Source organism: Algiphilus sp. (genome assembly GCF_023145115.1).
GTDB lineage: Bacteria > Pseudomonadota > Gammaproteobacteria > Nevskiales > Nevskiaceae > Algiphilus.
Genome location: NZ_JAGLEJ010000006.1, coordinates 1 through 19,742 on the forward strand (window position 1 = coordinate 1; position 19,742 = coordinate 19,742).

Genomic DNA, 19,742 nt, shown 5'->3' on the forward strand with positions numbered 1-19,742 from the left:
CGGTAGGCGACGGCCTGCTTGGAGAGGTCGTCGTAGATGATGAGGGCGTCCTCGCCGTGGTCCATGAACCACTCGCCCATCGAGCAGCCGGCGTAGGGCGCGATGAACTGCAGCGCCGGCGACTCGGCGGCGGCCGCCGCGACCACGATGGTGTGGTCCATGGCGCCGTGCTCTTCCAGCTTGCGGACGACGTTCGCGATGGTGCTGTTCTTCTGCCCGATCGCGACGTACACGCACTTGATGCCGGAATTCTTCTGATTGATGATCGTGTCGATCGCCATCGCGGTCTTGCCGGTCTGACGGTCGCCGATGATCAGCTCGCGCTGGCCGCGGCCGACCGGGACCATCGCGTCGACCGCCTTGTAGCCGGTCTGCACCGGCTGGTCGACCGACTGGCGCCAGATGACGCCCGGCGCGACCTTCTCGACCGGGGCGGTCTCGGTGGCCTCGATGGCGCCCTTGCCGTCGATCGGACGACCCAGCGCGTCGACCACGCGGCCGAGCAGCTCCTTGCCCACCGGCACTTCGAGGATGCGCTGCGTGGCCTTGACCGTGTCACCTTCCTTGAGGTGCTTGTAGTCGCCCAGCACCACCGCGCCGACCGAGTCGCGCTCCAGGTTCAGCGCCAGCCCGTAGCTGGGCTCGCCGTCGACGCCCGGGAATTCGAGCATCTCGCCGAGCAGCGCTTCGGAGAGGCCGTGGATGCGGACGATGCCGTCCTGCAGCGACACGATCGTTCCGGTATTGCGCGCTTCCGCCGAGGCGTCGAAGTTCTCGATGCGCGCCTTGATCAGATCGCTGATCTCGGAAGGGTTGAGTTGCATGGTTTGGGAATCCTCGGATGAATGCGGTTTAGGCGGTCAGCGCTTGGCGCAGCTGCTCGAGCTGGCTGCTGGCGGAAGCATCGATGACCTGGTCGCCGGCGCGGATGCGCGCGCCGGCCAGCAAATCGGCGTCGACCGCCCAGTGCACGTCGGCGCGCCTGCCCAGATGACGCTCGATGGCCTGGACCAGCTTGCCGCGCTGCGTCTCGTCCACTTCCGTGGCGGTGGTGATCGTCACCTCGGCCGTGCCGTCATGCTCGCGCCGCAGCGTCTCGAAGCTCGCGAAGATCGCGGGCAGCAGCGTCAGGCGCCGGTTGGCCGCCAGCAGGCGCACGAAGTTCCGTCCGGCATCATCGTCGATGCCGGCGGCCTCGCAGACCACCTCGGTCAGCGTGTGGCGGTCGATGCCCGGCATGCCGAACAGCGCGTGCGCCGCGTCCATGCCGGCCAGGCTGGCGAGCGTCTGCAGGCGCTCGCGCCAGGCATCCAGCGCACCGGCGTCACGCGCCAGTTCGAAGACGGCGCGGGCGTACGGTCGGGCGGAAGTGGCGAAATCGCTCATGACAGACCCTTAGAGCTGGCTCGCGACTTCGTCGAGCACTTCGGCGTGCTTGGCGGCGTCGACCTCGCGCTTGACCACGCGCGCGGCACCCAGCACCGCGAGCTCGCCGACGCGCTTGCGCAGGGCCTCGCGGGCCTTCTCGGCCTCGCGCTCGGCCTCTTCCTCGGCCGACTTGCGAATGCGCTCGGCGTCGGTCCGCGCCTTGGTCTGCGCTTCCTCGACGATCTGGCTCGCCTGGCGATTGGCGGCGGTGAGGATTTCCTGCGCCTGCGCGCGGGCCTGGGCAAGTTCCTCTTCGCGCTTGGCCTCCGCTTCGGCAAGGGCCTTCTCGCCCTTGTCGGCAGCTGCCAGGCCGTCGGCGATGCGCGCCTCGCGATCGCTCATGGCCTTGTGGATCGGCGGCCACACGAACTTGAGTGTGAACCAGACGAACACCATGAAGGTGATCATCTGGACAATCAGCGTCGCATTAACTCCCACGGCCTAGGCCTCCCGGGTTGCTGGATCGGATGACAGCTCGCTCGCGGTCGGCGCTTAGCCCATCTGGCCGAGCAGCGGGTTCGCGAACAGCATGAGGAGCGCCATGGCGACGCCGATGATCGCGACCGCGTCGAGCAGACCGGCGATGATGAACATGCGGGTCTGCAGCATGCCGGCCATCTCGGGCTGACGCGCCGCACCCTCGAGGAACTTGCCGCCGAGCAGGCCGAAGCCGATGCCGGTGCCGAGCGCGGCCAGGCCGAAGATCAGGCCGATGGCGAGCGCGGTATTGCCGATGATGAGTTCCATTGTGATCTCCAGGGGTGATGTGTCGAAGTGAACGAAGGGGAACGGTGCCGTACGCGCGTCAGTGCTCGTCGTGGCTTTCGTAGGCCATGCCGAGGTAGACGATCGTCAGCGTCATGAAGATGAATGCCTGCAGCGGGATGACCAGGAGGTGGAAGACCGCCCAGGCGAACTGCAGCGCCATGTGACCGGCGATGGAGGCCCAGCCGCCGACGCTGGTGAGCAGCTCGGACAGCGAACTGCCCAGCGTGAACAGCGCGATCAGGATGAAGATCAGCTCACCGGCGTAGAGGTTGCCGAACAGTCGCAGCGCCAGCGACAGCGGCTTGGCGAGCAGCTCGACCACATTCAGGATGATGTTGAAGGGCAGCAGCCAGACGCCAAAGGGATGCGTCAGGAACTCCTTCGCGAAGCCGCCGACACCCTTGCCGGCGACACTGTAGAAGAGAATCAGGAAGAACACGCCCAGCGAAAGCGCGAAGGTGGCGCTCATGTCGGCCGAGGGCACGATCTTCAGGTATTCGACACCGGCGGCGTAGAAGATCGTCGGGAACAGGTCCACCGGGATGATGTCCATGATGTTCCAGAGGAGCACCCAGACGAAGATGGTCAGCGCCAGCGGCGCGACCAGCTTGGACTTGCCCGGAAAGGATTCGCGGACGGCGTTGTCCACGAAGTTGATCAGCAGCTCGACAAAGGAGAGCAGACCGCTGGGCTTGTCCGTGGTGGCGGCCAGCGCCGCGCGACGGAAGAAGAAGAGGAAAGCGACGCCGAGCACGGTCGAGAACAGGATCGTGTCGAGGTTGAATGTCCAGAAGCCTTCTCCCACCTGCCAGTGCGTCAGGTGATGGGAGATATAGCCTTCGGAGGTCGGCGCGTCTGACTTGGCTGCCATCGCTTGCGTCAAGCTCCCTGATCTTTTGGATGTCCCGGGTCACTCCAGCGGAGCGCCCACAAAAAAACCAACGACGTTGCGGCAAAACTCGCGATCACCGGCAGATAGGCAGTCGCGAAAAAGCGCATGGCGATGACCAGCAGCGCCAGCACCAAGGCGATTTTCAGGATCTCGCCGGCCAGAAAGCCGCGCAGCATCCCGGCAGCATCCGTCCGCGGGCGCAGGAATGTGCGCACCGCAAAGAAGGCATTGCCCGCTACTGCGATCGCCGCTCCGGTCAGTGCCGCCAGCGCGTCCTGTTTCCCCGCAACCAGGCCCCAAGCAAGGGCGATGCAGCAACCCAGACCGGTCTGCGCAACCACCAGACGCACCGGAATCGACAAATGGCCCCATCTCTGCATGCCGTCGATCATCTCTTCCGGCGCGGGACGGACGCGCTAGGCGTCCACCGCGAAAATCGCGGCGCGAAGTCTACCCGGGCAGGCCACCCCGGTCAACGACGATTTGTCGCGGCGCAGCAAGAACCGCGCCGCCGCTCAGTCTCCGAGGCGTGCCAGCAGGGCCTCCAGCTCGGCACGATCGCGGAAGGCGATGGTCACGCGCCCGCGACCCTTCTCGCTGGCGCGGATCGAGACCGGTAGACCGACGCGCTCGGCGAGCGTATCCGCAAGTCCCTCCATGCCGGGGTCGGGCGCCGGAGCGGGCGTGCGTGCGGATCGACCGCCACCGGCCACCAGGGCCTCGGTCTGTCGCACCGATAGGCCGCGCCGCACGACGTGTTCGGCCAGTGCCTCGCGCTGATCGGCGTCGGCGCCCAGCAGGGCGCGCGCATGGCCGAAGCTCAGCTTGCCGTCGCGCACCATCTGCTGCACCTCGGGCGGCAGATCGAACAGGCGCAGCAGATTGCTGATGACGGCGCGCGAGCGGCCGACGGCTTCCGCCGCCTGGGCGTGCGTCAGGCCGCATTCGGCGATCAGCTTGTTGATGGCGTCGGCCTCTTCCAGCGCGTTGAGATCGGCGCGCTGGATGTTCTCGACCAGCGCCACCGCCATGGCGCCCTGCTCGTCGATCTCGCGCACGATGACCGGGAGCTCGGGCAGCCCGGCCGCACGCGCGGCGCGCCAGCGGCGCTCACCGGCGATGATCTCGAAGCGGCTGCGCCCCATCGGACGCACCAGCAGCGGCTGGATGATGCCCTGGCTGCGGATCGAGTCGGCCAGCGCTTCGAGGGCGGCCTCGTCGAAATGCTGGCGCGGCTGGTGCTTGCCGGGCGCGAGCGCATCGATGGGCACGCTCTTGAGTGCGGCGCGGGCGTCCTCGGACAGTTGCTCGACGTCCTGATGGCCTTCCGGTGCGCTGCCGAGCAGCGCGTCCAGTCCGCGGCCGAGGCCTCGTTTCTTGGTGCTCATTCGTCCCTGTGGTGAATGTGGCTCAAAGGGCGCATGCGGAGAACGCGGCGTGCGCAGTCGTCATGCATGCAACCCGATCAGGCCGCGGTGCGGCTGTGACCGTGCCGGCGCAGCATCTCGCCGGCAAGGGCCAGATAGGCGCGCGCGCCGGTGGACTGGGCATCGTAGACCAGCGCCGGCAGGCCGTGGCTGGGCGCCTCGGCGAGGCGCACGTTGCGCGGCACGATGGTGCGGTAGACGCGATCACCGAAATGCTGCGTGAGCTGGGCCGAGACGTCGTTGGCGAGGTTGTTGCGCGGGTCGAACATCGTGCGCAGCAGGCCGTCGATGGCGAGATCCTGGTTGATGACCTTGCGGATGCGCTCGACGGTGTCGAGCAGCGCGGTCAGCCCTTCCAGCGCGTAGTACTCGCACTGCATGGGCACCAGCACGCCGTCCGCGGCCACCAGCGCGTTGACGGTGAGCTTGGACAGCGCCGGCGGGCAGTCGAGGAAGATGTACTCGTACTCGTCGCCGAGCTCGGCGAGCGCGGACTTCAGCGCGAAGTCGCCCACCGCCTGGTCGCGCAGCCGCACCTCGGCCTCGGTGAGATCGCCGTTGGCGGGCAGAAGATCGAGCGACAGGCGGTCGACGCGCATGATGGCGCGGCGCACGTCGCAGGCCTCGAGCAGCACGTCGCGCACGGTGGGGTCGCACTCGTCCTTGTTGACGCCCACGCCCATGGTGGCGTTGCCCTGCGCATCGAGGTCAACGAGCAGGACGCGGCGCCCGGCCGAGGCCAGCGAAGCCGCCAGGTTCACCGCGGTGGTGGTCTTGCCCACCCCGCCCTTCTGGTTGGCGATGGCGATGATGTGGGTCATGGCTGCTCGGACCGGTTGGGAGGCGCGGCAGGCCCGGACACGCGCCGGACCACGACGAGATGGCGGTCTTCCTGCAGGCCCGGGACGTGCAGGGCGTCGGCACTGATCACCTGGAAGCCCTCCGGCAGTTGCGCGATCTCTGGACCGGCAAGCTTACCCTTCATCGCCAGCCAGACACCATGCGCGCCGGCGAGATGGTCCGTCCAGCGCAGGAAATCGCCCAGTGCCGCGAACGCCCGGCTGGTCACCACATCGAAGGGCGCGGCCGGCGCGAAGGTCTCGGCGCGCGCCTGGTGCGCCTCGGCATTGTCCAGCCCGAGCGTGCGGATGGCGTGGCGCATGAAGCGCACCTTCTTGCCGTTGCTGTCGAGCAGGGTGACCCGCGCCTGCGGTCGCGCGATGGCCAGCGGGATCCCGGGCAGACCGGCACCGGCGCCGACGTCGACGACGGCGGGGCCCGGGGCTCGCGGCTCGGGACTCGAGAGGGCATCCAGGGCGTGGATGATCACCAGTGAATCGAGAAGGTGGCGGGTCACCATCTCGCCCAGATCGCGCACGGATGTCAGGTTGTACGCCTTGTTCCAGCGCTGCAGCTCGTGCAGGTAGGCGAGCATCGGCTCCGCCAGCGACGCATCCAGCCCGAGCCGGTGCAAGCCGTCGACAAGCTGATCGCGAGCGCGCTGTGCCGAATCCCGGGTCAAGACGCCCGCCCTCCGGGCATCCCGCCGCGAACCCGGCTGCGCCACAGGCAGATCGACAAAGTCAGCAGACTGCGCTCCACGGAACCTCTCCTCGTTCACGCCCCGGGCACCGCAGCCGGTTCCGGATCGGCAGCGCCTTGCGGCGAATGCGGCTTCGTCGCTAGTAGATGCCGCGCGTTTCCGGCGCCTCCAGGCGGCCGGCATCCACGATCAGGTTAATGGTGGCCAACTGATCGCCCGAGAGGGCGTCCATGCCGCTGACCGCCTCGATGAAGCGGGTGCGCTCGGCGTCGCTGACCAGATCTCTGGTGTAGTCCGCCAGCTTGGCTTCGTAATCCGGGCGCTGCCAGGGCGTGTCGCCACCGGGGTGGGCGTTGGCGCGGGTCTTCTCGTCGGCCACCTCGCTGCCGTCGGCCAGCGTCACGATCATGCGGCCGCCATAGGCCTGCACGTTCGGATCCTGGTCGTGGTAGAGGTCTTCCCAGCGCTGGTCGAGCTTGGTCTCTATGCGGGCCATCAGTTTGCGCAGCTCGTCCTTCTCGGCCTGCGTCATCTGGTAGGCGCGGTCCTTGTGGAACTCGCCGGTCTGGATGCAGCGGGCAATGGCGAACATGATGCTGTGATCCAGCGTGCCGCGAGGCGAATCCGGGTCGATCTTCTGCGGATCCTGCGCGTCGGTACCAATGACGTGATGGGTGTGATGGCTGGTTTCCAGCACGATCTTGTGGATCCGGTCGAGATCGACGGCGTCGCCCTTCCTGGGCAGCTGATCGCGCAGCTGCAGCGCCAGGTCGATGATCGCCTGACCCTGGTATTCGAAGGCGTGCTGCTTGGGATAGGTCTTCAGGATGTTGCGCAGCGGGTCCGCGCCCGGCTCGGCCAGCGCCACCTTGTACACGGCGTTCTCGTCGTCGCGACCGTTGAGGAAGCGGCGGATGATGCTGTCCACGCCTTCGTAGACGGGGTTCGGCCCCTTGAGCCCGTGCATGGCGTGATTGGCGGCCTTGATGGCAATCTCCGCAGAGAAGCCGGGCACGAATTCCTTCTGCGCGCCGATGTCGCCCTTGCGGGACTGGCGGGAGGAAATGGCGTTGTGCACGGCGAAGTTGATGGCGTGATAGGCCTGCTCGGTGCTCAGCTCCAGCATGGAGGCGATGCCGGCCGCAGTGCCCGCGGCGATGTGGGTCATGTGGTCGACCTTGTGCTTGTGCAGGCAGATGCCGGTGCCGTCGCCGGTACCGACCAGCGCCACGTGCACCTCGTAGGCCACCACGATGCCGCGCAGGATGTCGGCACCGCTCACGCCCAGGTGCTGGCCGACCGCGATGATCGGCGAGATGTTGTCGTCCGGGTGCGAATACTCCGCCGCCAGGTAGGTATCGTCGTTGTCCAGGTAGCGCACGGCCACCGCGTTGGCGAAGGCGGCCGGCACCGGTGCGAAGAGGTCCTTCAGGCCCCAGATCGTGGCCCTGCCCGTGCCTTTGGAGCCCAGCGCATCGGCACGCGCCACCTTGACCGCCATTTCGTTCGCCGCACCCAGGGCAATAGCGGCGTTGTCGATGATGCGATTCTTGGCCATCGCCACCGCATCGGCGTCCTGCGGCGCGTCCTTCGCCCGGGTGGCGAGCTCCGCCAGCTTCCAGGCCAGTTGCTGCTCGCGGGCAAGATCTCCGCTGGCCTTTTCTGCCTGAACGGTGTGGGTCGCTACGGTCATACAAGGAATCCCCTGATCGATCAGGCTACCCGCCAAGGCGGCACTTGTGCGGGGACGGAATTCTAAAGGGTGCAGCGTGCGTTCCCGTTCCCGCCCCTCGCTGCTCCCGGATCACCGATACGGGCGCTCGCGGAACCACAGATTGGCGATCCACTTCTCGCCCGCCTCCAGCGGGGTCGAGGCGTGCAGCGCGTCCGGATGCACGCTGCGCGTCCCGGCCCGACAGCTGTCGAAGATCAGCACGTCGCCGAGTCGCGGCTGCACCGTGATGTCGAGGCGCGGGAACTGCGTGCAGCCTCCGGCATCGACATCGTTGAGATAGATGATCGCCGTGCACAGGCGCTGGCCGCCGCGCTCGGTGTACTGGCGGCCGCGCGGCGTCGACATGTCGTAGGCGTCGTAGTGCGGGCGGTACTCGCCGCCGGGGGCGTAGTGCACCACCTGCAGGGACTCCGCATAGGCCAGAGGATGTCCGGCGGTATCGGCCAGACGCTCGCAGAGCGCCCGGACCGCGGCGTCCGCGTCGTGCCGGATCCAGGCGTTGCGGGCGGTGCGGCCGGAACTGGTGCCGACGCCGCCGTCGAGGCTCACGCCCGCCTCGCGCAGATGGTCGCGCGCGCATTCGATGATGTGCGCGGCCTCGTCGGCGTCGAAGAAGCCGTGCAGCAGCTGGATGCGCGGCTCGTGGCTGAGCACGTGCGCGACATCGCGTTCGGCAACCTCGGTGAGTTCCATGACGCGTCCCGTTGCGGCGTGGCCTGCAGCCTATACCCGCGGGGTGGCACTTGTCAGCGTCGCCGCCTCTACAATCCGCGCCATGGCCACCACCGCCGAACAGACCCTCGCCGAGCTCGGCTTCGACCGCTTCCGGCCCGGCCAGAAGGAGGCCATCGACACGCTGCTCGACCGGGGCCGGGCACTGCTGGTGGCGCCCACCGGCGGCGGCAAGTCGCTGTGCTACCAGGTGCCGGCGCTCATGCTGCCCGGCACCACTCTGGTCATCTCGCCGCTGGTCGCGCTGATGGCGGACCAGGTCGCGGCACTTCGGAAGCGCGGTGTCGCCGCCACCTACCTGGCCGCGACCCTGGACCCCGACGACATCCAGCGCCGCCTGGCCGGCCTCTGGCGGGGGGAATACCGACTGGTCTACATCGCGCCCGAGCGGCTGGCCGCGCCCGGCTTCCGGGAGAACCTCCAGCGACTGCAATGCCCGCTGATCGCGGTCGACGAGGCGCACTGCATCAGCGAGTGGGGGCACGACTTCCGACCCGAGTACATGCAGATCGGCGACCTCGTGCAGCAGCTGGCGCCGCCGCACGTGCTGGCCTGCACCGCCACCGCCACGCCGGTGGTGCGCGACGAGATCGTCCACCGCCTCGGTCTGGGACCGGATACGCCGCAGCTGGTGCACGGCTTCGCGCGGCCAAACCTGGCATTGCGCGCGGTCGAGGTGGGCGCCCAGCGCGACCGCCAGCGGCAGGTCGACACCGCGCTCGGCGAGGCGCTCGGCAGACCCGCGGACAGCCGCGGCGTCGCCATCGTCTACACGCCGACGCGCAAGCTCGCCGAGACCGAGGCCGGTCGTCTCGCGGGACTGGGCTGGCGCACCCGCGCCTACCACGCCGGCCTGCCCTCCGAGGACCGCCAGCGTGCCCAGGAGGCCTTCATGGCCGGTGAGCTCGACGCGGTCTGCGCCACCAACGCCTTCGGCATGGGCATCGACCGCGCCGACGTGCGCGCCGTGGTGCACTTCGGCCCGCCGGGCTCGATCGAGGCCTACTACCAGGAAGTCGGCCGCGCCGGGCGCGACGGCGAAGACGCCATCGGCGTCATGTGCTGGGCCCAGTCCGACCTGCCGCAGCGCCGCCGGCTGCTGGAGGCGCCGATGGGCGACGCCGCGCCCGACGGCGAGATCGTCGAGCACAAGTGGAACCTCTTCCTCGAGCTCATCCGCTGGGCCGAGGGCGGCAGCTGCCGGCACGACGCCATCCTGCGCTACTTCGGCGACGAGGCCGAGACGCTGTCCGGCTGCGGGCGCTGCGATGTCTGCACCACCATCGACGCCGGCGGCAGCGACGAGGACACCACGCTGCTGGCGCGCAAGCTGCTGTCCGGCGTCGCGCGTATCAACGGCCGCTTCGGCATGGGCATGGCGGTCAAGCTCCTGCACGGCGAGACCGAGGAGCGTCTCGAACGCATGGGGCTGACCGGGGTCAGCACCTTCGGCCTGCTCGCCGAGCACAGCGGCGACTGGATCCAGCGCGCCCTCGGCCGCTGCGTCACTGCCGGCTGGGTGCGCTTCTCGGGGGATCGCCATCCGGTGCTGCAGCTCACCGCCGACGGCGAGGCGGTCATGCGCGGCCAGCAGCCGGCACGGTGGCTGCCGCCGCCCGATGCCGTGACCTCCGGCGGGGGCGGCGGCCGCAGGCGGCACACGGGCGCCGTGCCCGAAGGCGAGGACGCGCTCGACGCCGCCGCGCTGGAGGCCTTCGAGGCCCTGCGCGCGGCGCGCATGACCATCGCCCAGCGCGAGGGCGTGCCCGCCTACGTCGTCGCCCACGACCGCACCCTGCGTGCCATCGCCCGCATGCGCCCCGGCACCACCGACGAGCTCGAGAACGTCCCGGGCCTCGGCCCGGCCAAGATCGCGCGCTACGGCGAGGCGCTGATCGACGCGCTCGCCGGCGCCTGAGCGCGCCGCGTCGTGCCCGCCGACCCGCACCCGATCCTGGTCCACTTCGCGCTGGCGCTGCCGCTGATGGCGAGCGCGCTCTATGCGGTTTCGCTCGGTGTCGCGTCGGCGCGGCCGGCGGCGCACTGGTGCCTGGGCGTGGGCGTGTGCTTCCTGTGGCTGGCGGTGGGCAGCGGCATGTGGGCGGCGATCCGCGCCGGCGCCGAGGGCGAGGCGCGCGCCGCCATCGCGCTGCACCAATACTGGGGCTGGGCGACGGCGGTGCTGTACTCGCTGGCGGTGGCGCTCGTCGCCAGCCTGCGCCGCGTCGGCTGGCCGGTCCTGACGGTGCTGGCACTCGCCGCGGTCGCCGCCGTCGGCGCCGGCTACCTGGGCGGCGAGAACGTCTACCGGCACGGCATCGGGGTCGCGCCGGAGGCGCTGCGCCCGGCACCGGGTTAGGGTCTTCGGCTCCACCGTCCGCAGCGATCCCGCATGGATTCGAACACATCCGCCCAGCCCTTCCGGCTCGACGACTACGCGCGCGTGGTCTTCTTCACCGGCGCCGGCGTGTCGGCCGAGTCGGGTGTGCCCACCTATCGCGGCAAGGGGGGCATCTGGGGTGAGTACGACCCCGAGCAGGTGGCCTGCCAGGCCGCCTTCGACCGCGATCCCGGCTTCGTGCTGGACTTCCACGAGAAGCGCCGCGCGCAGGTGGCCGCGTGCGCGCCCAACGCGGCGCACCGACGCATCTCCGCGTGGCAGCAACGGCATCCGGGCGTCAGCGTCATCACCCAGAACACCGACGGCCTGCACGAGCTCGCCGGCAGTCACGACGTCATCGAGCTGCACGGCAGTCTCTGGCGCCTGCGCTGCGCGCGCCACGGCAGCCTTGCCGACCGCAGCGACGGCGCCTATGCGCGCCGCGACTGCGCGCAGTGCGGGACCCGGCTGCGGCCCGACATCACCTGGTTCGGCGACATGGTGGACACCGACGCCTTCCGGGCCGCCGGCGAGCGGGTGGCGAGCGCCGATCTCTTCGTCTCGGTGGGCACCTCGGGCGTGGTGTGGCCCGCCGCGGGCTTCGTCGAGCTCGCGCAGCGCAGCGGGGCAACCATGGTCGAGATCAACCCCGAGGCCACCGAGGCTTCGGCGCTGTTCGGCCACTGCGCGCGCAGCGCGGCGAGCAGCGCGCTGCCGGCAATGTTCCCGCTGCCCGACGACGCGCGTTGACAGCGGCATCGCGCGGCGGGAGCCTGCCGGCATGGCAACCGACAGAATGCTGCTGGTGGTGGCGCACGCGCCATCGCCGAACACCCGGAAGCTGCTCGACGCAGTGATGCGCGGCGCGGCGCACGAGGATGTCACCAACGTCTCCGTGCGCCACGTGCCGCCGCTGGAGGCGACGCCCGACGACGTGCTCGCGGCCGACGGCATCCTGCTCGGCACCACCGAGAACCTCGGCTACATGAGCGGCGCGCTCAAGGACTTCTTCGACCGCATCTACTATCCCTGCCTGGAGCACACCCAGGGCCGCCCGTACGCGTTGTGGGTGCGCGCCGGCAACGACGGCACCGGCACCTGCCGGGCGGTGGATACCATCGTCACCGGCCTGCGCTGGAAGGCCGTGCAGGAGCCGCTGGTCTGCCGCGGCGAGTTCCGCGAGGACTTCGTCGGCCAGTGCGAGGAGCTCGGCATGTACCTCGCCGCAGGGCTCGACGCCGACATCTTCTGAGCGCGTGTCCACGGGGCCGCAGCCTTCGCTCCCTGCACCGGAAGTTAGGTGCCGGCACCGCCAGGCGGGATTTAGGGGACAGTACACTAATTTCCGTGCGCCGCGCCGGACCAATGCGCGGATGAAGGGAAATTAGCATACTGTCCCCTTATGGACGTGGCGCGCTGTCCCCGCGCCGCGCATCCCCGATCGGCGCTCTTCTGTTCCCCGGGTAGCGCCGAAACCGCGTCAAGGCATGGCGCCGTCCGGCGGCACCCGGTGCAGCAGTGGCAGCGCGCGCTCGGCCTGCTCGGCGCTGGCCAGTCGCAGCCCGCCCTCGCGCAGATCTATGCCGGTGGAGACGAAGGCCTCGACGTAGGCCGTCTGGCCGGCCGCGACATCGACCGACACCGGCGCCACCGGCGAGCCGCGCACGACCAGCCGGTGCGTGCCGGGTTCGACCAGCAGCACGCGATAGGTGGATGGCGCCACGGGGCCGCGCTCGGCCGCGTTGACGGCGAGCTCGGGGCGGATAGCGCTGAGCCCGAGCGCGCCGCACCGGCGGTACACCACGATGCGACCGGAATCGGCGGGCGCTGCTTCCAGTGCCGGTGCGGCGGCCTGCCGCGCCGGTGTGCCCGCGCAGCCGGCGGCGAGCAGCGAAGCCGCGAGCAGCGCGGCGGGAAGGCAATGGTGGGGCATGGACGGTCTCCTCGTGTGCGTGCCTCCCCGTCTTCTACGTCCGGAACCGGCTGCCGGACGCACCCCACCGGTCAGCGCAGCGCGTAGGCGGCCCGCACCAGCCGACGCAGCCGACCCGGAGCATCGTCACCGTCCAGCCCGAGATGCCGCAGCGCAAAGGCGACGCGGGCATCGTCGGCGGGCGCCGGACGCAGCAGCGCGCGCAGCAGGCGCAGGCGCCCGCCCCAGCTGCCGGCGGCCTTCTGCAACCCCTTGAGGCGGCCGGCGAGCGCGATCTCGTCGTCGCGGAGATCGGAGCCGAAGGGCAGATCGGGCAGATGCCCGGCGGCACGCGCCGGCCGCAGCGCCTCGCCAATGCACGCCGGCGTGTTGCCGCGGGCGTGCTCGGGAATGCGGTAGTCCGCCGGCAGCTTGCCGGCGCGCTGCGCGGCCGCCACCAGGTCCGGCTGACAGCGGCTGTCGGCGATGGCTAGCAGCGCCTCGATGCACTCGCGGTCGGTGCGCCCGCGCAGATCCGCGACGCCGTACTCGGTGACCACCAGATCGCGCATGTGGCGAGGCACGGTGTTGTGCGGGTACTCCCAGACGATGTTCGACTCCGGGGCGCTGCCGCGCGCGGCGCGCAGGCACAGCACCGAGCGTCCCTCGGGCAGCTGATGCGCCATCGACACGAAGTCGAACTGGCCGCCGACGCCGGACACCACCTGCCCGTCGGCCAGCTGGTCGGACACTGCCGCGCCCAGCAGGGTCACCTTCATGGTGATGTTGATGAAGCGCGGATGCCGGCGCTGCAGGCGCTCGAGCCGGTAGTCGGTGTAGATGCGGTTGACCTCGGCCACCGAGGTCATGCCGATGCGCGAACGGCCCGCCTCGTCGAGCTCGTGGAGCCGCCGATAGAAGTCGCCCGGGCCGATGAAGAATGCGCCGTGCATGCACACACCGCCGCGCAGGCCGGGACCGGCGGCGCCGGCATCGAGGGCGCGGCGGACGTCCGGATCGGCGAGATCGTTGGCCAGACGAGTGCCGTCGGGCAGGCGCAGGTGCTGGCCGTCGCGTGCCAGGTCGGGATGCGCGAGCCCGTGGCGCTGCATGGCCGCGAGCAGGCCGCGGCTGATGCGCGGCAGGCCGTCGCGGCGGTGCAGGCGCTCGAACAGCGGTTCGCTGTCGTCGTTCAGCAGGCCGGCACCGGCCCAGCGCTGGATGTCGATGTCGTCGTAGACCGCGCGCCGCACGATGCCGGCCTCGAACAGGCTGAACAGCGGGTTCGAGATCAGCTCGCTGGCGACGTAGAGGCCCTGCCCGAAGGTGTCCGTACCGCCGATGTCCTCGGCCCCGGCCGTGCCTTGGAGCGCCGCCAGCGCGTCGGTGTAGGCGGCGTTGTCGGATTGACGCAAACGCAGCGCGTGGCAGCAGGCGTCGCCGAGGCTGCCGATGCCGACCTGCAGGGTGCCGCCGTCGCGCACCAGTGCCGATGCGCGCAGGCCGATGGCCCAGGCGGCATCGTCCACCGGCTCGTGCGGCACCGCGAAGGGGGCGAAGCCGGGACCGCCGTCGTCGACGACGGCGTCGAAGGCGTCCTCGTCGATCTCGGCGTCGTTGCCCATCCACGGCATGCCGCGGTTGACCTGCGCCACCGCCATCCAGGGCCGCTCCAGCTGCCGCATCAGCGGCAGGATCTCGAGGGTCACATCGGGATTGGACGACAGGCTGTAGCGCGGCCCGTCGTCGCCCTCGCGCACGCTGACCGACTGCATCAGGAGATTGGCGCCGCGCGCGATCATGTCGCGCGCCACATGGGTGTAGTTGCTGCTGATGTAGTCCTGCTGACCGCGCGCGTGGCCGAGGCGCGCACCGGAGGCGACGTAGAACTCGATGACGCGCACGTTGTCCGGCAGGCGGCCGGCCTCATGGTCGGCCAGCCAGCGCATGGCCGGCACCTCGCCCCAGACGCGCTTGCGGATCGGCGCCAGGAAGCGGCGCTCCAGCTCGCTGGTGCCCTCGGGCGGGTTCAGCGACAGTGCGGTGATGATGTCGAGCGAGATGCCCGGATCGGCGCAGGCACGCGCGTAGAGCGCATCGAGCAGCGTGTTGGGCTTGCCGATGCCGAGCGGCGTGCCGAGCACGATGCGGCTGCCGAGGCGCTCGACGATCGCGTCGACGCAGTCGTCGACCTGGCTGAAGCGGCGCGTGGGCATGCGGGACTCGCTGGACGGGCAGTGTCGCGCCCAGTGTAGCGGCCTAGAATGCGTGTCCGGCCCTATTCCCGTGACGATGAGCCAGTACACCCGCAACCCGCCCCTCACCCGCGCCGAGCTCGATGCCGACCCCATGCGTCAGCTCGAGCGCTGGATCGCCGATGCCCGCGACGCCGGCATGATCGAGCCCACCGCCATGACCCTGGCCACGGCCACCCCCGAGGGCCGGCCGGCAGCGCGCATCGTGCTCTTCAAGGGCCTGGACGACGGCCAGCCCACCTTCTTCACCAACATGGCCTCGCGCAAGGGTCGCGCGCTGGCCGACAACCCCTTCGCGGCGCTGGTGTTCTGGTGGGACCGGCTGGAGCGTCAGGTGCGTGTCGAGGGACGCGTAACCCCCTTGCCGCGCGCCACCAACGAGGCCTATTTCGCGAAGCGGCCGCGCGTCTCGCAGGTCGCCGCGGCGGTGTCGGCGCAGTCCGAGCGCATCGCCTCGCGCGACGATCTCGACGCGCGCATGGCCGAGGCCGAAGCGCGCTTCGGCGACGAGCCGGTGCCGTGCCCGGAGCACTGGGGCGGCTACCGGCTGGCGCCGGACCTGGTCGAGTTCTGGCAGGGACGACTGGGCCGCGCGCACGACCGGCTGCAGTACGAGGCGGCAGCCGGCGGCGGCTGGGAGATCGTCCGGCTTCAGCCCTGAAGCGGGACGCCGGCGCGATCTCAGAAGCCGGCAGCCAGGCGCAGCATGAGCTGTTCGAGCGGCATCGCCTTGCCGTGCAGATAGCCCTGCTGGATCGGGCAGCCGAGCTCGACGAGGCGGTTGCACTGCGCCTCGGTCTCGACCCCCTCGACCACGACCTCGAGCTTGAGGACCTGGGCGAGCGCGGTGGTCGCCGCCACGATCTCGCGCGAGCGCTCGTCGTCGAGCAGCGCGCTGATGAAGACGCGGTCGATCTTGATGCCGTCGATGGGCAGCTCGACGAGATGCGACAGCGACGAAAAGCCGGTACCGAAGTCGTCCAGCGTCACGCGCACGCCGCGCTCGCGCGCGCCCTGCAGCCGCGGGACGAGCTGGTCGAGCCCGCGCAGCGCCGCGCGCTCGGTGATCTCCAGCGTCAGCGACGCCGGCGGCAGCCCGCTCTCGATGAAGATGCGCGTCAGCCGCGCCAGATGCTCATCGCGCAGCTCGGGCGCCGAGAGATTGAAGGCCATGCCGATGTCGTGCCCGGCCGCGCGCATCTGCCCGAGCACCTCGCAGGCGTAGGTAAAGCAGCGCTCCGACGCCGGCAGCAGCAGATCGGGCGAACCGAGCAGGCGTTCCATCATCTCGCCCGGCACCGGATAGACCTCGCCGTCGTCGCCGCGCATGCGCATCAGCGCCTCGACATGGGCAATGCGCCCGAAGGAATCCGAGACGTCGACGATGGGCATGAACCAGAGCTCGAGGTTGTCGCTCTCCAGCGTCTGCCGCAGCGTCTCGTGATGCGCGAGATGGCGACGCAGCACGCCGTGGTCGGCGGCGCGGGCGCGCTCGATGGTGCCGGGGCCGCGCACGGTGGCATTGTCCAGCGCGGTGGTGGCCTGACCGATGACCGCGTCGACGGTGTCGCCGTGCGCCGGGAACAGCGCGATAGCCGCCACCAGCTCCGGACGCGCCAGCACCTCCTCGCGCGTGCCGCGCTCGCTCTCCGCGCTCATCAGGCCGCTGACGACGTCGGCGAGGGCGGCTTCGGCCCCCTCGCGGCCGCTGGGTACCAGCAGGATCAGGGTGTCCTCGGCGTAGGTGGCAACGATGTCGGCGAAGGATTCGGCGGCATCCCGCACCTCGTGCGCATAGCGGTAGAGGACGGCATTGGCGTGCGCCTCGCCGTAGACCGCGCGGATGCCGCCGAGATTGATGACGCGCAGCAGGAGCAGCGCACCGCTCTTGCCGTCGCGCACCCATTCGGACAGGCACTGCCGCGCGGCGCGTCGGTTGGGCAGTCCGGTAGCCTCGTCCAGGTTGAGCAGCTCGGACAACCGGTGATCGCGCTCGGCGATGCCGTCGAGCGCGCGGCCGATGACGCGCAGCTCGCGCCGGGCGCCCGCCGTCAGCACACCGTGATCGGGCAGGCCGGCCGCCAACCGCTCGGCACGACCGGCCAGCGCCGCGAGCGGCCGCAGGAGCTGCCGGCGCAGCGACCACGCGGCCCAACCCTGCAGCAGCAGGAAGGCGGCTAGGAAGACCGCGATGCCCCATCCCATGCGCTGGCGTGCAGTCGCCACCATGCCGTCGATCGCGATCAGCGCCGATGAAGCCTGCGCCACGGCGGCGGCGGTTGCGGCCTCCAGCTCCGGCGTCGCGGCACCGTCGTCCCGCCAGCGGTCGCGCAGGTCCCGCAGCTCCGGCAGCAGTGCCGCCGTGGCAGCGGTGGCAGCCGTTTCGGACTCAGCGGCGGGCACGACATCGCGCAGTCGCGCGTTCAGGGCGTCGCGCAGCGACAGCAGCTCCTGCTGCGCGTGCAGGCGCTCGGAGACCAGTTCCAGCTGCCAGATTTCCCAGAAGCCGAAGCAGGCCAGCAGAAGGATGTTGAGCAGCAGCAGAAGCCGCAGATCGGAGCGCAGCGACGAGCGCGCCGGCGCGCTGCCCGGAGATCGGTCCTCGGTCTCGAGCGCGGACGCATATCCATCCGGTCCCTTCGCGGTGGCGCGTTCGTGCGAGCGCAAGGTCATCCCACCATTCGATATTCATGCGGGCGACAGCCCGGCCGGGGTTATATTGGCACAGCCCATCCGTCAGCAGGCTCGACGAATCATGCAGATGCGCTTTCTCACCGTGGCGGTCGCGGCGCTCGCCGGCGCGCTGGCGACCGCCTGTGCCACCTCGCCCACCGGCCGCAGCCAGCTCATTCTGGTTTCCGGCGCCCAGATGCAGAGCATGGGGGCAGAAGCCTTCACGCAGATGAAGCAGGAGAGCAAGGTTGCCACCGGGACCCCGGCATCGCGCTACGTCGACTGCATCGCGAACGCGCTCGTGCAGGTAGTGGCCCCCGGCGAGAGCTGGGAAGTGCAGACCTTCCAGGAGGACACCGTCAACGCCTTCGCGCTGCCCGGCGGCAAGATCGGCGTCTACACCGGCCTGATCAAGGTGGCGGAGAACCAGGATCAGCTCGCGGCCGTCATCGGTCACGAGATCGCGCACGTGCTGGCCAACCATTCCGCCTCGCGCGTCTCGAACCAGCTCGCCGCACAGCTGGGCGCGTCGGTGGTGTCCAGCGCCACCGGCATGAGTCCCGAGATGATCGGCATGGGCGCGCAGGTGCTGCTGCTCATGCCCTACGGCCGCGGCGACGAGTCTGAAGCCGACATCCTCGGGCTGCGCTACATGGCCCAGGCCGGGTTCGATCCCAGCGCCGCGCCCGCGCTCTGGGTCAACATGGCCAAGCAGAGCGACGGCGCACCGCCCGAGTTCCTCTCCACGCATCCCTCGCATCAGACCCGCATCCGCGATCTGCAGGCCGAGCTCGGCAATGTCATGCCGATCTACCGCCAGGCGCGCGCGCAGGGTCGGGCACCCAACTGCCGCCGACCGGCCAACATCTGAAGCGGTCAGAGCGGGCGGCGGAGCCCTATTCGCCCTGGAGCGTCGCGATCACCCGGCGCTCGCCGCCATGATTGCGATGCTCGCAGAGATAGATGCCCTGCCAGGTGCCCAGCCGCAGCCTGCCCCGATGCACGGGCAGGCTCAGCGCGCAGCCCAGCAGGCTGCTCTTGATGTGCGCCGGCATGTCCTCGCTGCCCTCGTCGACGTGTGCGAAGTAGGGCGCCCCCTCGGGCACGGCCCGGTTGAAATGGCGCTCGAAATCGGCGCGCACGGTGGGGTCGGCGTCTTCGTTGATGGTGAGCGCGGCCGACGTGTGCTGCAGGAACAGATGGAGCAGCCCCACCTGCACCGACGCGAGATCGGGCAGGCCGGCGACGATCTCGTCGGTCACCAGATGGAATCCGCGGGGACGCGGGCGCAGGCGCAGCTCGGTCTGTCGCCACATGCGGTGCAGGATCGTGAACGTGCCGGGTGCCCATCATTCCGTGCTGCGGGGCGGATCGCAATGCACGCGCCGCTGCATCGACGGCGGGGCATCACGTCTTCTCAATGGCCCGCCGGACGCATAGGCTGGCGGGACCATTTCGACGAGGAGCGAGCATGACCATCAACAGTGGCGAACGCGTACCCGAGGCCACCGTCTACCGGATGGGAGACAAGGGGCCCGAAGCGATGCAGACGGGCGAGCTCTTCGGCAAGGGCAAGAGCGTGCTGTTCGGCGTTCCGGGCGCCTTCACGCCGGGCTGCTCCAAGGCGCATCTCCCCGGCTATGTCGTCAAGGCCGACGAGATCAAGGCCAAGGGCGTCGACCGGATCGTCTGCATGGCGGTCAACGATGCCTTCGTGATGGATGCCTGGGGTAAGGCGCAGAACGCCGAGTACCTGCTCATGCTCTCGGACGGCAACGGCGACTTCACCCGTGCGCTGGGTCTGGAGATGGATGGCAGCGGCGCCGGCCTGGGCATGCGCTGCAAGCGCTTCGCGCTGATCATCGAGGACGGCGTGGTGACCCATGCCGCGATAGAGCCCAAGGGCGACATCACCACCAGCTCCGCCGAGGCGATCCTCGACCAGCTGTAGCGCGGCGGGCACCCGCGCCGGCAATTGCGTCGGCGCGGGGACGCCC

General features: G+C 70.0%; 21 protein-coding genes and 1 pseudogene. 7 read left to right on the top strand and 15 right to left on the bottom strand.

Translation table 11 applies throughout. The annotated features are described in order from the left end of the window. From KAH28_RS01880 to KAH28_RS01930, 11 genes and pseudogenes are all read right to left on the bottom strand, one after another. Positions 1–824 (bottom strand): annotated as a pseudogene (locus KAH28_RS01880) (F0F1 ATP synthase subunit alpha); the annotation flags it as partial. Between the two features lie 28 nt (positions 825–852). Then, complete coding sequence (locus KAH28_RS01885; RefSeq protein ID WP_290574108.1) at positions 853–1,386, bottom strand: F0F1 ATP synthase subunit delta; 534 nt, start codon at positions 1,384–1,386, stop codon at positions 853–855. A gap of 9 nt (positions 1,387–1,395) precedes the next feature. Next, positions 1,396–1,866 (bottom strand): F0F1 ATP synthase subunit B, encoded by a 471-nt coding sequence (locus tag KAH28_RS01890; RefSeq protein WP_290574109.1) that lies wholly within the window; start codon positions 1,864–1,866, stop codon positions 1,396–1,398. 54 nt (positions 1,867–1,920) lie between these two features. Continuing rightward, positions 1,921–2,175 (bottom strand): F0F1 ATP synthase subunit C, encoded by a 255-nt coding sequence (atpE, locus tag KAH28_RS01895; RefSeq protein ID WP_043768892.1) that lies wholly within the window; start codon positions 2,173–2,175, stop codon positions 1,921–1,923. A gap of 58 nt (positions 2,176–2,233) precedes the next feature. Next, positions 2,234–3,067: a F0F1 ATP synthase subunit A gene (atpB, locus tag KAH28_RS01900; RefSeq protein WP_290574110.1), complete on the bottom strand. Its 834-nt coding sequence runs from the start codon at positions 3,065–3,067 to the stop codon at positions 2,234–2,236. Positions 3,068–3,075: 8 nt separating this feature from the next. Then, positions 3,076–3,480 carry an ATP synthase subunit I gene (locus KAH28_RS01905; RefSeq protein ID WP_290574111.1) on the bottom strand — a complete coding sequence of 135 codons (405 nt, stop codon included), beginning with the start codon at positions 3,478–3,480 and terminating at the stop codon, positions 3,076–3,078. 123 nt (positions 3,481–3,603) lie between these two features. Continuing rightward, positions 3,604–4,476 (bottom strand): ParB/RepB/Spo0J family partition protein, encoded by an 873-nt coding sequence (locus KAH28_RS01910; RefSeq protein ID WP_290574112.1) that lies wholly within the window; start codon positions 4,474–4,476, stop codon positions 3,604–3,606. Between the two features lie 77 nt (positions 4,477–4,553). After that, positions 4,554–5,336 carry a ParA family protein gene (locus tag KAH28_RS01915; protein WP_290574113.1) on the bottom strand — a complete coding sequence of 261 codons (783 nt, stop codon included), beginning with the start codon at positions 5,334–5,336 and terminating at the stop codon, positions 4,554–4,556. Further along, positions 5,333–6,037: a 16S rRNA (guanine(527)-N(7))-methyltransferase RsmG gene (gene rsmG, locus KAH28_RS01920; RefSeq protein ID WP_290574114.1), complete on the bottom strand. Its 705-nt coding sequence runs from the start codon at positions 6,035–6,037 to the stop codon at positions 5,333–5,335. Before rsmG ends, KAH28_RS01915 begins: the two co-directional genes overlap by 4 nt. A 160-nt stretch (positions 6,038–6,197) precedes the next feature. Continuing rightward, on the bottom strand, positions 6,198–7,751 hold the full coding sequence (locus KAH28_RS01925) for an MmgE/PrpD family protein (protein WP_290574115.1): 1,554 nt from the start codon (positions 7,749–7,751) through the stop codon (positions 6,198–6,200). 111 nt (positions 7,752–7,862) lie between these two features. Further along, on the bottom strand, positions 7,863–8,486 hold the full coding sequence (locus KAH28_RS01930) for a 2OG-Fe(II) oxygenase (protein ID WP_290574116.1): 624 nt from the start codon (positions 8,484–8,486) through the stop codon (positions 7,863–7,865). 82 nt (positions 8,487–8,568) lie between these two features. Between KAH28_RS01930 and KAH28_RS01935 the strand changes: the two genes are divergently transcribed. From KAH28_RS01935 to KAH28_RS01950, 4 genes are read left to right on the top strand one after another with little or no spacing between them, the layout of a single operon-like run. Then, complete coding sequence (locus KAH28_RS01935) at positions 8,569–10,443, top strand: ATP-dependent DNA helicase RecQ (RefSeq protein ID WP_290574117.1); 1,875 nt, start codon at positions 8,569–8,571, stop codon at positions 10,441–10,443. 12 nt (positions 10,444–10,455) lie between these two features. Beyond that, positions 10,456–10,884, top strand: coding sequence for a DUF2231 domain-containing protein (locus tag KAH28_RS01940; protein ID WP_290574118.1), 429 nt, complete (start codon positions 10,456–10,458; stop codon positions 10,882–10,884). Positions 10,885–10,917: 33 nt separating this feature from the next. Further along, positions 10,918–11,655, top strand: a complete 738-nt coding sequence (locus tag KAH28_RS01945) for an NAD-dependent deacylase (RefSeq protein WP_290574119.1) — start codon at positions 10,918–10,920, stop codon at positions 11,653–11,655. Positions 11,656–11,686: 31 nt separating this feature from the next. Further along, positions 11,687–12,157, top strand: coding sequence for an NAD(P)H-dependent oxidoreductase (locus KAH28_RS01950; RefSeq protein ID WP_290574120.1), 471 nt, complete (start codon positions 11,687–11,689; stop codon positions 12,155–12,157). 228 nt (positions 12,158–12,385) lie between these two features. Here KAH28_RS01950 and KAH28_RS01955 read toward each other — a convergent pair whose 3' ends face one another. Both KAH28_RS01955 and KAH28_RS01960 read right to left on the bottom strand, forming a co-directional pair. Further along, positions 12,386–12,838: a hypothetical protein gene (locus KAH28_RS01955; RefSeq protein ID WP_290574121.1), complete on the bottom strand. Its 453-nt coding sequence runs from the start codon at positions 12,836–12,838 to the stop codon at positions 12,386–12,388. A 71-nt stretch (positions 12,839–12,909) separates the two neighbouring features. Beyond that, positions 12,910–15,033 carry an acetyl-CoA hydrolase/transferase C-terminal domain-containing protein gene (locus tag KAH28_RS01960; protein ID WP_290574122.1) on the bottom strand — a complete coding sequence of 708 codons (2,124 nt, stop codon included), beginning with the start codon at positions 15,031–15,033 and terminating at the stop codon, positions 12,910–12,912. A 76-nt stretch (positions 15,034–15,109) separates the two neighbouring features. Here KAH28_RS01960 and pdxH point away from each other — a divergent pair, with 76 nt between their 5' ends. Further along, entirely contained in the window at positions 15,110–15,733 is a 624-nt protein-coding gene (pdxH, locus tag KAH28_RS01965) for a pyridoxamine 5'-phosphate oxidase (protein WP_290574123.1), read from the top strand. Positions 15,734–15,753: 20 nt separating this feature from the next. On the opposite strand, the gene KAH28_RS01970 is transcribed toward pdxH, so the two are convergent. Further along, the gene (locus KAH28_RS01970; protein ID WP_290574124.1) at positions 15,754–17,745 is read right to left on the bottom strand and encodes a bifunctional diguanylate cyclase/phosphodiesterase; all 1,992 of its coding nucleotides are present in this window, start codon (positions 17,743–17,745) and stop codon (positions 15,754–15,756) included. Positions 17,746–17,827: 82 nt separating this feature from the next. Here KAH28_RS01970 and KAH28_RS01975 point away from each other — a divergent pair, with 82 nt between their 5' ends. Beyond that, the gene (locus KAH28_RS01975; protein WP_290574125.1) at positions 17,828–18,616 is read left to right on the top strand and encodes a M48 family metallopeptidase; all 789 of its coding nucleotides are present in this window, start codon (positions 17,828–17,830) and stop codon (positions 18,614–18,616) included. A gap of 25 nt (positions 18,617–18,641) precedes the next feature. Here the strand turns inward: KAH28_RS01975 and KAH28_RS01980 are convergent, their stop codons facing one another. Further along, a complete protein-coding gene (locus KAH28_RS01980; RefSeq protein ID WP_290574126.1) occupies positions 18,642–19,061 on the bottom strand; it encodes a secondary thiamine-phosphate synthase enzyme YjbQ in 420 nt (139 codons plus the stop codon). 155 nt (positions 19,062–19,216) lie between these two features. Between KAH28_RS01980 and KAH28_RS01985 the strand changes: the two genes are divergently transcribed. After that, positions 19,217–19,696: a peroxiredoxin gene (locus KAH28_RS01985; protein WP_290574127.1), complete on the top strand. Its 480-nt coding sequence runs from the start codon at positions 19,217–19,219 to the stop codon at positions 19,694–19,696. Positions 19,697–19,742: the final 46 nt, after the last annotated feature.